The following is a 13,558-nucleotide window of genomic DNA, read 5'->3' as shown; positions in this document are numbered from 1 at the left end:
GTCACCAGGAACACCCTGCGGAAGCCGGCCAGCGGCCGGCACTACCCACCGTCAGGTTGGTCGTTTCACCCCAGCGGCAACCACACCGTCGCACGCAGGCCGGGCTGCGCATTCTCCAGCACCACGCGCCCGCCATAACTGGCGGCGATATCGCCCACGATCGCCAGCCCCAATCCACTGCTGCCCACGCGCTCATCCAGCCGCACGCCACGCTGGGTGACCCGTTCCAGCGCGTCTGCCGCCAGGCCGGGGCCGTCGTCGCGGACCTCAATGCGCAACTGGCCGTCGTCGGCTTCCGCGCTGACCTGGACCTGCCGTTGTGCCCACCGCCCGGCGTTGTCCAGCAGGTTGCCCAGCATCTCTTCCAGATCCGCACTGGCACCGGCGAACTGCAACGCTGGATCGATACCTGCGGCCGTGAACGCAATGCCGCGTTCGCCATGCACGCGTGCCATCAACCGGCATAGCGCCTGCGCGACAGTCGCAACGTCGCTGCGCTGGCGATGGTCGGCGGCCAACCCTGCAGCCAGGTAACGGTCGACACTGGCCTGCATGCGCGCACTCTGCTCGCGCACGGTGGCACGCCAGCGCGTACCGTCGCCGTCGGCCTCGGTGGCCAATACGCTAAGTGGAGTCTTCAGCGCGTGCGCCAGATCCTGTGCACTGGTGCGCGCACGCGCGACCATGCGTTGCTGGTGGTCCAGCAGCGCGTTGAGTTCTTCACCCAGTGGTGCGACTTCCGCGCCCAGCCCCTGCGTGTCGATGCGCTGCGCATCGCCGCGACGTACCCGTTCCAGCTGTGCACCGAGGCGATGCAGCGGGCGCAAGCCGAAGTGCACCTGGCTTGCCAGCACCGCCAGCCACGCCGCAACCAGTACGCCCAGGGCGATGGCGCTGCGCTTGCGGAACGCGGCAACATCCGCATCCAGCGCACTGCGATCGGCGGCAACCACCGCCACGAACGGTTCGCTGGCGCGCGGCAGGCGCACCTGCTGCACGCGTGCGCGCAGCGATTGCTGCAGGGGGCCGGCCAGATTGCGGGTGGCCGCACCTGTGGTCGTGGTTGGCAGGGTTTCATCCCACAGCGAGCGCGACTGCAGCAGAACGCGGCCATCGGCACCGGCTATCTGCCAGTAGGCACCGGAGAACACGCGCTGGAAACGCGCGTCGTTGGGTTCCTGGCGCAGCTGCAGCTGGCCGTCGGAAGCAACTTCCATCTGCGCGACCAGCGTCAGCATGTCCTGCTGCAGTTCGTGATCGAGGCGGTCGCGCGCGCTGCGCTTGAACAGTTCGCCCAGCAGCGCGCTGGCCAGCAGCGAAACCAGCAGCAGGCCGACGCCGCCAGCCAGCAGCAGGCGCCGCCGCAGCGAGGATTGCCGGCTCACGGCGCCGCCAGCCGCCAGCCCTGGCCGCGCACGGTCTGGATCAGTTCGATGCCGAGCTTGCGGCGGACCCGACCCAGCAGCATGTCCAGCGCGTTGGAGTCCGGGTCGTGGCCGCCTTCGAACACCTGCTCGCCCAGACGATCACGGCCGATCACCTGGCCGCTGTGGTGGATGAAGTAACTGAGCAGGCGGAACTCCTGCGGGCTCAGCGCCAGCGGCTGTCCGTCCAGTTCGAAGCGGCCGGCGTTGACGTCCAGCTGCAGCGGCCCGCAGTGCAGGCGCGGGCTGGCATGGCCATGGCTGCGGCGGATCAGGGCGCGCATGCGCAGCACCAGTTCGTCGGCCTGGAACGGTTTGGTCAGGTAGTCGTCGGCACCGGCGTCGAAGCCGGCCAGTTTGTCGTGCCAGCGCCCGCGCGCTGTCAGTACCAGCACCGGAAAGCTGCGGCCATTGCCGCGCCAGCGCTCGATCACGCTCAGTCCGTCCAGCCCGGGCAGGCCGAGGTCGACGATGGCGGCCTGCAGGTCTTCGATCTGGCCGATCTCCTCGGCCTGGCGACCATCGGCAACCAACTCCACCACATAGCCGGCCTGTTCCAGCAGGGGCACCAGGCGCTGTGCCAGTGCGGCATCGTCTTCGGCCAACAGGATGCGCATCAGTCGTCGAGCTCCGTCTTCAGCAGCTTTCCGCTGCGCGCATCATAGTCCAGCTCCACCACCACGCCGTCGCCGCGCAGGATCTCCACTTCGTAGACACCATCGTCCAGCTCCACTTCCAGCAGCTGGCCCGGGTAGCGCTTGAGTGCATCGCGCACCACGCTTTCCAATGGCACGTAGCGGCCCTGCTGCACGGCACGGCGCGCGACCTGCTGCGCCGGGTCCTGGACGGGCGCGGCGGCGGTCGGGGCGTTGGCCAGGGCCAGCAGCAGGGGCAGGGTGGAGAGCATCGGGGCGCAGGGAGGGCTGTAGGAACAGGCGTGAGTGTGCCGGGGGTGACTAACAGCTGGCTAACAGTGCCGGCTAAGGCGCTGTTAACCACGGGGTGCATTGTGGCGTTGCCGGGATGGTCCGGTCACGAACACGAACAGGAGAACCCCCATGTTGAAGTCGCTCACCCTCGCCACTGTTGCCCTGCTGACCGTCGCGCCGGCCGTACAGGCCGCGCCGCTGGGCATGGCCCAGGTTGAACAGACCCTGCGCAAGGCCGGCTACACCCAGATCCACGAGATCGAGCGCGATGACGGCCTGTGGGAGGCCGACGTGAGCCGCGCTGATGGCCGCTTCAGCGAGGTCTATGTGGACCCGAAGACCGGCGAGATCTTCGACGAGCACAGCGGCCGCGCGCTGCTGACCACCGAGCAGGTGCTGGCACGGGCACAGGCGCATGGCCTGCGCGAGATCCATTCGCTGGAACGCGATGGTGCGACCTGGTCGCTGGAGGCCCGCAATGCACGCAACCAGAAGGTGGATGTGCGCCTGAGCGGTTATGACGGCCGCATCCTGCACAGCGAGCGCGATGGCTGGCTGGATTGACGTTTGCCCATGTAGAGCCGAGCCCATGCTCGGCTTTGCGGCCAACCGTAGCCGAGCATGGGCTCGGCTCTACAGGAGCTGGCTTACCAGCCGTACGGCGGCGGGTAGTCCCAATAGCCCGGGCCGCGGCCGTAGTAGCCGCCATACGGACCGAAGAACCCCGGTCCCTTGCCTTCGCTCACGTGGATGTTGACGTTGACCCCGTGGGTCTTGCCCTCATCGGTGGTGTAGTTCTTGCTCAGGTTCAGCGTGGCCGCGTTGTAGTGGCTGTTGCCACCGTTCTTCGAATAGCCGATACCGGTGGTGAAGCTGCCGGACACCTTGACCTTGTCGTCGGTGACGTCGGCGATCTTCGCGTCGTCGTGTACGCGCGGGCCGCTCTTGTCACCGTAATAAGTGCCGGGCGGGTCCTGCTGCAGGGCCGGGTCGTTGAGGTAGCGCATTGGCGCCTGCGGCAGCGTCAGGTCCAGGCCAGCGGCCTGCGGCGCAGTGGCGCCAGCGGCGGACTGGGCCAGCACGGTTCCCGGCAGGGCCAGGCACAGCAGCAGGGTCAGGGGGCGGATCATGGCGGCGCTCCAGCGGACAGGTGGCCACGCAACACGCGGCGGTACAGGCCGACGCTAGCAGGGGTTGCTTGAATGATGCCTGTCGGCACCGGATTGGGGTAGAGCCAGGCCGTGCCTGGCCGCAGGTCACAACCGCCCGAATCCGAACAATCCCTCCAGCGCATGCCTGCGCCGCTCGATCCGGGCCCGCAGCAGCTGCGCGCCGATCATCGAATAGGTGATGCCGTTGCCGCCGTAGGCCATGGCGAAATGCACCCGCGCCCCCCACTGGTCGTGCGGGCCAAAGAACGGCAGGCCGTCGGCGGTTTCAGCGAAGGTGCCGGCCCAGGAGAACGCTGGTACCGGATCCAGACGCGGGAACCAGTGCAGCAGCTGATCCATCAGCTTGTCGGCCTTGTGCTGCACGCGCCGGTCGCGGCGAGCCGGAACGTCGATGGCGTCATCCAGCCCGCCCACCAGCAGGCGGCGGTCGCCGGTGGCGCGCAGGTACAGGTACGGGCGTGCGCTCTCCCACACCATGGTGTTACGCAGCCGGCCGAGCGCGCCCGCATCAATGGGATCAGTGATGAAGGCATAGCTGCTGCGGTTGCGTGCGACCCGCTGCTCGAGCCAGCGCTGGCTGGCGTAGCCCATCGCCAGGACCACATGGCGGGCGCGGACCGTGGCGCCGGCCTCGGTCATTGCGGTTACGCCCTGCGCGCCGGGCTTGAGCGTGTGCAGCACCGTGCGGTCGTGCACATGGCCACCGCGCCGGCGCACCCGTTTGAGCAGGCCGTAGGTAAGGCAGTAGGGGTCAACCCGGGCCGCCTGGCGGGTCAGCAGGGCGCCACCGGCGTCCACGTCGAAGCGTTCGCGAAGGGCTTCGCGGTCCAGCCAGCGGGCGTCCAGTCCAATGCCGCGGCGCGCAGCACCTTCGGCCATCAAGCGCGGCACGTCGCGCCGCCGGCTGGCCAGATACAGGCTGTCCATCTGCCGGAAATCCACGTCCTTCAGCCCACGTGCCACTTCGCCCAATGCCGGGATCGCATCGGCACAGGCACGGTAGGCCAGGGCGGCCGCATCGTTGCCATAGCGCTGGGCCAGCTCCAGCAGGTGGGTGTCGATCTCGTACTGCAGCAGCGCGGTGCTCGCGGCCGTGCTGCCCCAGCCGATGTCGCGCTGCTCGATCAAGGCCACGTCATGGCCATGCCGGGACAGCTCGTCGGCGATGAGTGAACCGGTGATGCCGCCACCGACCACCAGCACGTCGCAGCGCAGGTCCTTTTCCAGCGGCGGGAACGCCTGGATCAGTCCGTTGCGTATGGCCCACCACGGGTAGCCACTTTTCAGGTCCATGAAGTGTGCTGCTCAGGCGGTCGGGTGGCCGGTATGCGGGGTCTGGATCAGTTCGGACAGATCGAAGCCCTGCAGGCGCGCTGCGGCCAGATAATGTTCCAGCACGGTGGCGTCCAGCTGCGGCTCGCGTGCCAGCAGCCACAGGTACTTGCGATCCGGGCTGCCCACCAGCGAAACGCTGTAGTCCGGGGCGATCTGGATCACCCAGTAGTCGCCCTTGGCAAACGGCAGCCAGCGCAGGCCCTTGGGCAGGAAGCTGACTTCCAGGCGCGCGCTGTCGTTGTCGACGGCGCAGGCCTCGCCGGTTGCCTCTTCGATCTCGCCGTCCATGCGGCAGCGGTTGGTGACGCCGACGTTGCCGTTGTCGAGCAGGGTGTAGTGCGCGGACACGTCGGTGCAGCCTTCCGGCTCGTGGCGCATCGGCAGACGGGCGATCTCGTACCAGGTGCCCAGGTAACGGGGCAGCTTGAGGTCGGCGACGGTCTTCAGCGGTGGGTGGTCGGTCATCGGCAGTGGTGGCAGGGGTGGGTCTCCACGATGCCGATGGGCTCGCCATGGGCGGGTGAAGCCGGGGCGATGGCCGTGTCCAGAACGTTCCGTCGCCGCTGCGACGTGCCTGTTGCCACCGGCCTGGCGGTATCCTGCCGCCAGCGCCGTGTTTTCCTGATCCAACCGAGGTGGAGGTGCCGATGTACCAGGTGATCCTGTTGAAGAGTGAATCCGCGTTCGCGCGCGAACAGTGGCCGCAGGTCGATGACCTGGTCGACTACGAGGGCGTGAGCTACAGCCTGCGTGCCGGCCCGCGCCAGCCGCTGCCGACCGACCACGACTGGTACCCGGTGGCGGTGTATGCGCCCGATGAGATTACCGAGGAAGAGTTCCAGGACTGGTATGCCCTGCAGCAGCCGACGGTGGAAGAGTTGCGCCTGAAGTACTGACGCGCGACGCTGACGGGGCCGCCCATCCGCTGTTGACTGCCTGTGCCGTATAGTCGCGCGCAGGCGCGGTGGTCCGCGCGAACTGGTATGTCTGGCGTGTCTTCTTTCCTGCGATCGATCCGTGCACGGGGGCCCTGGCTGGCCCTGCTGCTGTGCACTGCCTTCCTGCTGTCCGCACCGGTGCTGGCACAGGATGAGGACCCCACGCCGAAGCAGCAGCTGGCGGATATCGATGCAAAGCTGAAGGAAGTCGACCGCAAGCGTGGTGATGCCGCGGCCATCGAAACACTGGCCATGCTGTCCGAGGATGCTTCGAAGGCCCGGCGTGACGCCGAGGCGCTGGAGAAGTCGCTGCAGCCGCAGCTGGACCGCCTCGACGAACAGCTGGCGCAGTTGGGCACGCCTGCCGAGGGCGCCACCGAGCCGCCCGAACTGGCGGCGCAACGGCGCACCCTCAACAAGCAGCGCGATGGGCTGGCCGCATCCGTGGCGCAGGCCAAGGCCAGTGCCGTGCGTGCACAGCAGCTGGCGGCGGACATCGAGCAGCAGCGCACCGCACAACGTACGGAAGAACTGGGCCAGAAGGTCGCCTCGCCGCTGTCGCCTGCGTTGTGGAGCAAGGTGGCCGAGCGCCTGCCGATCGATATCGCGCGCGTTGCGCCGTTGGCCGAGCAGGGGCGTGACGCGCTGGTCGCCGGCATCCGCACCAATGGCTGGGGTACGCCGTTGCTGGGCCTGCTGGCCGCGCTGGTGATGATGTTCCCGCTGCGGTTGTGGCTGCGTAGGCTGGGGCGGCAGTTCGCCGCGTCCGAGCGCGCGCCGGACGGTCGCCTGCGTCGATCCGGACTGGCGATGTGGCTGCTGCTGGTGGGCACGCTGCTGCCCGGTTATGCCGTGGTGGTACTGATGGCGGCGCTGGATGCGATCGATGCCATCGCGCCGCGCCTGCAGGTGGTGGCCGACGGCCTGGAGACGGCCACGTTCCGCGCCGCCTTCATTGCCGCGCTCAGCGCCTGCCTGCTGGTGCCCAAGCGCCCGTCATGGCGGCTGTTGAACCTGGACGACACCGCCGCGCTGAAGCTGCGCAAATACGCCTGGGGCGCGGCGGCGCTGGCCTGGCTGAGCACGGTGCTGGTGGCCCTCGACCAGGCTACGCGCACCAGCGACGTCACCACGGTGGCGTTGGACGGCCTGATTGCCCTGACCTACCTCGGCCTGATCATGGCCATGCTGGTGACCCTGGCGCGCCTGCATCGGCGGCAGACCGCCGAAGCCGAGGCCAAGCTGGAGGCACAGGCCGATGGCGTGGGTGCGGCAACGCCGGTGCGTCGCAGCAGCTGGCTGGTACTGGCACGCGTAGCGGGCAACGTCGCGGTGGTGGCCGCCATCGCCGCGACGTTGATGGGCTACCTGAATTTCGCCAAGTTCGTGAACCAGCAGCTGATCGGCGGCAGCATCGTGGTGCTGGCGGCGACCCTGCTGTTCAAGTTCGTCGATGACCTGAGCACCTGGATGCTAAACGCCGACAGCAAGGTCGGCCAGACCATCCTGCTCAGCACCGGCCTGAGCGTATCGCGGCTGGAACAGGCGGGCGTGCTGCTGTCCGCGGCGTTGCGCACCATCGTCGTACTGATCGCGCTGCTGGCGCTGGTGGCACCGTTCGGCAACATCGGCGCGGTGGTGGAGCGCTTCTCCTCGCTGTTCACCTCTGGATTCGACATTGGCGGAACCAAGCTGGAGCCGGTGCGCATCGTGCTGGCGGTGCTGGTGCTGCTGGCTGGCCTGGCCGTTACCCAGCTGGTACAGCGCTGGCTGACCGACACCTACCTGCCCAAGACCGAGCTGGACCTGGGCGCGCGCAATTCGGTGAGTACCGTTGCCCGCTATGTGGGCATCATCATCGCGGTGATCTGGGCGCTGTCGGCGATGGGCCTGCAGCTGAGCAAGCTGGCATTGCTGGTCAGCGCGCTGTCGGTGGGTATCGGTTTCGGCCTGCAGGTGATCACCCAGAACTTCGTCTCCGGCCTGATCCTGCTGGCCGAGCGCCCGGTGAAGATCGGTGACTGGGTGAAGCTGGGTGACCAGGAGGGCGACATCCGCCGCATCAGCCTGCGATCGACCGAGATCCAGGTGGGCGACAAGTCGACGCTGATCGTGCCCAACTCCGAGCTGGTCACCAAGACCGTGCGCAACATGACGATGGGCAACAACCAGGGCCGCATCCAGATCCAGTTCGCGGTGCCGCCCAGCACTGATGTCGGCAACCTGCGGCAGGCGCTGCTGGATGCGTATACCGCGCACACCAACGTGTTGCAGCAGCCGGCACCGACGGTTTACATCGACAGCATTGCCGGTGGCCAGATCACCATCAACAGTTTCGCGTACGTGGCCAGCCCGCGGCAGGTCTACGCCACCCGCAGCGATCTGTACTTCAGCCTGCTGCAGATCCTGGCGGAGCGGAACATCCCGCTGTCGACCCCGACCGACATCCACATCACCCGCGATCCGCAGGAGTAGGGGGTGTTCTGCAGGGCTGCGCCCTGCAAAGAACCCTACCCTCGCGGTCGGCTGCGCGACGGCACCAGTGCGAACGTATCCACCGCCAGCTTCTCGGCATGGTTCAACCACGCGCGGATCTCCAGATCATCCACTTCGTGGTCCAGCCCGAACGTCACGTTGATCTTGCCGTCGGCATCGGGCTGCACCCACTGCTGGGCCAGCACCACCTTGCGCTGCGACGACACTGCTTCGATCCAGAAGCCGCGATCCGGGCGCGTGCTCGCCACCAGCTGCAACATGTACTGGCCGGCACGGGTACGGCGGCCCTTCTGGGTGATCATGTGCGCCTGGCGCACGCTCGGTCGCGGTCCCTGGAACGCATCCAGCGGCGCATCCACGGCGATGCCGGCACGCAGGTCGTTGTCGCGGTACAGCTTGATGCCGTTGTCGCGGTTGACCAGCAGCGCACACCAGTCGCCGTCGGCCGAGCCGTCCTCGAACGCGGTGCAGCGATCAACATAGGCCAGCGTGTTGTCCGGATCCGCGTCATCGAACTGGCGCGAGGTGTTCTCCAGGTAGACCGACTTCAAACCCCAGTCCTTGTCGTACTCGAGCAGCACCGGTGGCTGCACGTGCTGCAGGCCGACCACCACCTGGTCGTCGCCGTCGATCTTCAGTTCACGCGTAGGTTCACCCAGCCACAGCGAACGGGCGAACGCCAGATACTGCGGGTAGTCGCGACCCTGGTCGCGTCGCGCGGCCACACTGGCGCTGGGCGCGCGTTGCGGGTCGATCAGTGAACGGCCGAAGCCCATCGTCTTCAGGTTCGGGTCCAGCAGGCTGAGCAGAGTCGCACCCGAATCCAGCGTGGTGCCGGCGTCGGCGCTGAGCTGCTGCGGCGCAATGCCATCGCCCAGGAACAGCAGCAGGTTCTCGCGCTTCTGCCGGGTCAGGATGTGGGTCAGATCGTTGGGCATCGCCAGGTGGTCGGAGGCGATCACGATCAGCGTGTCCTTGCCGTACGGGCTGGCCTGGATGCGTTCGACCAGCTGCGAGATCAGCCGGTCACTGCATTTGAGCGCGTTGAGCATGTTGATGTTGCCGTACTGGCTCTGGTAGCGCTCGCCCTTGCACGACACCGGCAGGTGGCCCGCCGGGTGGTGGGTGTCCATGGTGAGCGTGGTGAGCATGAACGGCGAGCCGGCGCGCGAGAGCTGTTCGAAGCGCTGGTAGGCGGTATCCAGCAGCACGTCGTCGTGCACGCCCCAGGCCGAGTAGTGGATGCGACCGATCTTTTTCTGCTGCTTGAACCAGGCGAGGTCATGCACTTCGTCAAAACCGTGGCTGGCCAGGAACTGGCCCTTGCCGGCGAACTGGCCGTTGGCTCCGCCCAGGTAATGGTTGGTATAGCCCTGCTGCTTCAGGTAGTCGCCCAGGCACACTGCCTTGGGCAGGAAGCTACCCATCCGGTCCATGCTGTTTTCATCGCCCTGCGAGGTGGTCAGCGGCACGCCGCACATCGACGACACCAGACCGGCGATGGTCCAGCCGCTGCCTTCGGCCGAGGCAAGGCCGCGCACGTCCAGCGACTTCGTGGCCAGGCGGTTGAGATTGGGCATCAGGCCCGGGAACACGTTCTCGTCCAGGTAGGTGCGCTCCAGGCTCTCGCCGTAGATCCAGACGATGTTGCGTGGGCGCTGCAAGGGCTGCGTCGGCACTTGATACTCGGGGGCGATGCGGGAGAAGTCGACCGGGCGCAGCTGCTGGTACAGGCGTTGGCCGTCGCGGGCCAGCGGGCTGATCATGATCGTGGCCACCCACACGGCCGCGAAGCCCGCGAACAGCGCGCCACCGTGGCCGGGCCGGCGCCAGCGCTTCACCCGCGTGGCGAACAGCGGCAGCAGCGAGACCAGCGCCAGCACGATGAAGCCGGCGATGTAGCCCTTGAAGTCGGAGACACCGGCGCCTTCCATGTCGGCGCCGAGGTGGTAAAGGGTGGCAGCGTTGAGCCCATCACCGGACAGCTTGTCGATCAGCCACCACGCGCTGAGCATGAGCAGCAGCAGCGAGAACGCACTGGCCTTCCACCACACCCATTTCTCGGACGCGAGGAACAACCAGCACAGCAGCAACAACGACAGCAACAGTATCCAGAGCATAGGCAGCTTCGGCAGTGACGGGGTGGTGGTGATGGACGTCGTACCGACGCGTGTCCATCCGACCGGCGCTGCCGCAAGCACATGCATGTGACAGGCCGATGACACGATAGTGCATGCACGAACCTGACTGAAATGTTTGTTGAAATGACGCGCGCGCAATCGCGCTCAGAAGGTAAAACGAGCGTGAAAGGCTTCGTTGGATTACATTAAAGACCGCATGAATACGTGTTTTTCCCAGATTCGCTAGCGATGCCCGCGTTCTTCGCGTGCCCGCGCACGACGGTCGAACAGCAATGCACTGGTTACGATGCCAAGGCCGAGCACCACGCCGATGAACAACAGAATCAGGGCGATGAGCGGATAGCCGAACAGGTGCCAGCCGGTGTCGATCTTCATCATCATCGCGGCGGCCATGATCAATGCCGCGCTGATGATGCCGGCCGCCACGCGGTTGGCGATCTTCTGCAGGTTCTCCATCAGCCGCGATTCTTCCAGGCCGGTGACCTTCATCTGCAGGCGGTTCTCGGCCAGCAGCGCCATGATGTCCGACAGCTTGCGCGGCCCATCACGCAGCAGCTGCTGCAGCTCCATCGCCTCGCTGGCGATGTTGGCTGCGGACAGTGATTTTTTCAGGCGCGCACGCATCACATGCTGCAGCTGGCGCTCGACGATGCGGCGGGTATCCAGTTCGGGTGCCAGCAAGCGGCATACGGTTTCCAGGTTGAGCAGTGCCTTGCCCAGCAGGCTCAGTTCCGGCGGCGTGCGCAGTCCGCAGGCGGTGGCGATGCGCACCATGTCCAGCACCACGCGGCCTTCGGAGAACGTGCCGCTGGCGGCGTAACGCGCGATCAACTGGCCGGTCTCGCGCAGATAACGTTCCTCGTCGAACGCCTCCAGCCGCGTGCTGATGCTGATCAGGTCGTCAGCCACTTCCTCGCCGCGGCCATCGACCGCTGCGAACAGGATCTTCAGCAAGCGCTCGCGCAGGCGCGGCGGCATGTGCGCGACCATGCCCAGGTCGAAGATCGCCAGCCGTCCATCGGGCATCACCCGCAGGTTGCCGGGGTGCGGGTCGGCGTGGATCTCGCCGTGCACGAAGATCTGGTCCAGGTAGCCGCGGATCAGCGCCGCCGCCAGCGGGTCCATCGATTGTTCGGTGCGGCGCACATCGGGAATCGCATCCACGCGCACGCCGGTGGCCAGTTCCATGGTCAGCACGCGCTGGCTGCTGTAGTCCCACAGCGGCTGCGGTATCCACAGGCGGCGGAACGGCTTCAGATGCCGGCCGAAACGGGCCAGGTTCTCGGCCTCGGCGTGGTAGTCCAGCTCCTGCATCAGGGTCTTGGCGAATTCGTTGAGCCAGTCGCGCAGACGCACGCGGCGGCCCACCTGGGTCAGGTGGTCGGCGGCCAGCGCGAAGCTGCGCAGTGCCTCCAGGTCCGAGCGCAGTTGTGCGGCCACTTCAGGCTTCTGCACCTTCACCGCCACCTGGCGTCCGTCGTGCAGCACGGCCCGATGCACCTGCGCGATCGATGCGCAGCCCAGCGGCTCGGGGTCGAACGCGGCAAACAGCTTGTTCACCCCTACGCCCAGCTCCTGCTCGATGATGGCGTGGATGCGCTCGACGGGAATCGGCGCTACCTTTTCCTGCATGCGCTCCAGCGCCGTGGCGAACTCTACCGGCACCATGTCCGGGCGCGTGGACAGCATCTGGCCCAGCTTGACGAAGGTCGGGCCCAGCGCTTCCAGATCGCTGACGAACTGTTCCGGGTTGCCATCTGCCGGTACGTCGGCCGGATTGCCCGCGGCATCCAGGTTCATGCCCGAGAACACCCCTGAATGGCGATAGCGCATCAGCAGGCGCAGGATCTGGCTGCGCCGGTTCATGCCTTTGACCAGCGGAGGATTGCCATTGGCGGTGGGCGGATTGCTCAAGCGGAACTCCCATGCGACGAAGACAGGTAGCGCCGGCCACGGGCCGGCGATGTCCGGATTCCGCAGTGTCGCCGGGGGGCGGTGGGCACGCGGTGAATCCGACGTCTTCCGCAGTCCACACCGGATCGGTCAGAATCCGCTCATTCCCTCTCTGGACTTCCCATGGCCGGTGCCAGCCTGTTCGCCCTGCTCGACGATATCGCCACCCTCCTCGACGATGTCTCGGTCCTGACCAAGGTCGCGGCGAAGAAAACCGCCGGCGTGCTGGGCGACGACCTGGCGCTGAACGCGCAGCAGGTGACCGGAGTCAACGCCAACCGTGAACTGCCGGTGGTGTGGGCGGTGGCCAAGGGCTCGCTGGTCAACAAGGTGATCCTGGTACCGGCAGCACTGGCGATCAGCGCCCTGGAGGCCTGGCTGCGCAGCCGCGGCTGGAACGTGCCGCTGATCGTGCCGCTGATGATGATCGGTGGTGCCTTCCTCTGTTTTGAAGGCGTGGAGAAGCTGGCGCACCGCTTCCTGCACTCAGCTGAGGACGACGCCGAGCATCAGGCCGAACGGCGCAAGGCGCTGGCCGATACGCAGGTGGACATGGTGGCGTGGGAGAAGGACAAGGTGAAGGGCGCGATCCGCACCGATTTCATCCTCTCGGCCGAGATCATCGTGTTGACCCTGGGGGTGGTCGCCACCGCATCGTTCACCAACCAGGTGGTCACGCTGGCCGTGGTTGCACTGGCGATGACGGTGTTCGTCTATGGGCTGGTGGCGGGCATCGTGAAGCTTGATGACGTCGGCCTGTACCTGTCGCGCAAGGGTGGGGCTTTGGCCGCCTTCGGTCGCGGCCTGGTGGCCTCGGCGCCGTGGCTGATGAAGTTTCTGTCGGTGGCTGGCACCATCGCCATGTTCCTGGTCGGTGGCGGCATCCTGGTGCACAACGTGCCGGCGCTGCACCACGCGGTGCAGGCGCTGGGCGGCGAGGGGCAGTGGGGCTGGCTGGTGAGCGCGGTGGGCAACATGGTGGTCGGCATCATCGCCGGCGCCATCGTGCTGGCAGCGGTGACCGGGTTCCAGAAGCTGCGCGGGAAATGATCTGTAGAGCCGAGCCCACGCTCGGCTGCTCTACGGCGCTGCGCGCCGCCGGCATGCCCATGCGCGTCGTTGGTCTGGTGGAAATCATCCAGGTCGATCACGGCCACGCCCAGGGGTGAG

11 protein-coding genes and 1 pseudogene are annotated in these 13,558 nt (G+C 66.9%); 4 read left to right on the top strand and 8 right to left on the bottom strand.

Annotated elements, in window-relative coordinates:
• Nucleotides 1-65: 65 nt before the first annotated feature.
• The 3 genes from O0J15_RS18255 to O0J15_RS18245 are packed head-to-tail and all read right to left on the bottom strand — an operon-like array spanning nucleotide 66 to nucleotide 2,331.
• Entirely contained in the window at nucleotides 66-1,385 is a 1,320-nt protein-coding gene (locus O0J15_RS18255) for a sensor histidine kinase (protein ID WP_111098668.1), read from the bottom strand.
• Nucleotides 1,382-2,041: a response regulator transcription factor gene (locus tag O0J15_RS18250; protein WP_111098669.1), complete on the bottom strand. Its 660-nt coding sequence runs from the start codon at nucleotides 2,039-2,041 to the stop codon at nucleotides 1,382-1,384. Before O0J15_RS18250 ends, O0J15_RS18255 begins: the two co-directional genes overlap by 4 nt.
• The gene (locus O0J15_RS18245; protein ID WP_061480249.1) at nucleotides 2,041-2,331 is read right to left on the bottom strand and encodes a PepSY domain-containing protein; all 291 of its coding nucleotides are present in this window, start codon (nucleotides 2,329-2,331) and stop codon (nucleotides 2,041-2,043) included. The genes O0J15_RS18250 and O0J15_RS18245 overlap by 1 nt, the downstream gene beginning before the upstream one ends.
• Before the next feature lie 151 nt (nucleotides 2,332-2,482).
• Between O0J15_RS18245 and O0J15_RS18240 the strand changes: the two genes are divergently transcribed.
• A complete protein-coding gene (locus O0J15_RS18240) occupies nucleotides 2,483-2,917 on the top strand; it encodes a PepSY domain-containing protein (protein ID WP_043401290.1) in 435 nt (144 codons plus the stop codon).
• Nucleotides 2,918-3,000: 83 nt separating this feature from the next.
• Here the strand turns inward: O0J15_RS18240 and O0J15_RS18235 are convergent, their stop codons facing one another.
• The 3 genes from O0J15_RS18235 to O0J15_RS18225 form a co-directional block, all read right to left on the bottom strand.
• The gene (locus tag O0J15_RS18235; RefSeq protein WP_019661543.1) at nucleotides 3,001-3,483 is read right to left on the bottom strand and encodes a hypothetical protein; all 483 of its coding nucleotides are present in this window, start codon (nucleotides 3,481-3,483) and stop codon (nucleotides 3,001-3,003) included.
• Between the two features lie 126 nt (nucleotides 3,484-3,609).
• A complete protein-coding gene (locus tag O0J15_RS18230; RefSeq protein ID WP_308306081.1) occupies nucleotides 3,610-4,818 on the bottom strand; it encodes an FAD-dependent oxidoreductase in 1,209 nt (402 codons plus the stop codon).
• A 12-nt stretch (nucleotides 4,819-4,830) separates the two neighbouring features.
• A complete protein-coding gene (locus tag O0J15_RS18225; RefSeq protein ID WP_308306080.1) occupies nucleotides 4,831-5,325 on the bottom strand; it encodes a lipocalin family protein in 495 nt (164 codons plus the stop codon).
• A 182-nt stretch (nucleotides 5,326-5,507) separates the two neighbouring features.
• Here O0J15_RS18225 and O0J15_RS18220 point away from each other — a divergent pair, with 182 nt between their 5' ends.
• The gene (locus O0J15_RS18220; protein ID WP_021201923.1) at nucleotides 5,508-5,756 is read left to right on the top strand and encodes a hypothetical protein; all 249 of its coding nucleotides are present in this window, start codon (nucleotides 5,508-5,510) and stop codon (nucleotides 5,754-5,756) included.
• 87 nt (nucleotides 5,757-5,843) lie between these two features.
• Nucleotides 5,844-8,273 carry a DUF3772 domain-containing protein gene (locus tag O0J15_RS18215; RefSeq protein WP_171952545.1) on the top strand — a complete coding sequence of 810 codons (2,430 nt, stop codon included), beginning with the start codon at nucleotides 5,844-5,846 and terminating at the stop codon, nucleotides 8,271-8,273.
• Nucleotides 8,274-8,308: 35 nt separating this feature from the next.
• On the opposite strand, the gene O0J15_RS18210 is transcribed toward O0J15_RS18215, so the two are convergent.
• Nucleotides 8,309-10,414, bottom strand: a complete 2,106-nt coding sequence (locus O0J15_RS18210) for a phosphoglycerol transferase I (RefSeq protein WP_164144969.1) — start codon at nucleotides 10,412-10,414, stop codon at nucleotides 8,309-8,311.
• 243 nt (nucleotides 10,415-10,657) lie between these two features.
• Nucleotides 10,658-12,313 (bottom strand): annotated as a pseudogene (locus O0J15_RS18205) (ABC1 kinase family protein); the annotation flags it as partial.
• A 198-nt stretch (nucleotides 12,314-12,511) separates the two neighbouring features.
• On the opposite strand from O0J15_RS18205, the gene O0J15_RS18200 reads away from it, so the two are divergent.
• The gene (locus O0J15_RS18200; protein ID WP_134735160.1) at nucleotides 12,512-13,438 is read left to right on the top strand and encodes a DUF808 domain-containing protein; all 927 of its coding nucleotides are present in this window, start codon (nucleotides 12,512-12,514) and stop codon (nucleotides 13,436-13,438) included.
• Nucleotides 13,439-13,558 lie beyond the last annotated feature (120 nt).

The sequence above is a fragment of the Stenotrophomonas sp. Sm10 genome, assembly GCF_030985515.1.
Taxonomy (GTDB): domain Bacteria; phylum Pseudomonadota; class Gammaproteobacteria; order Xanthomonadales; family Xanthomonadaceae; genus Stenotrophomonas; species Stenotrophomonas hibiscicola.
This window is presented reverse-complemented; position numbering and strand designations above follow the sequence as displayed.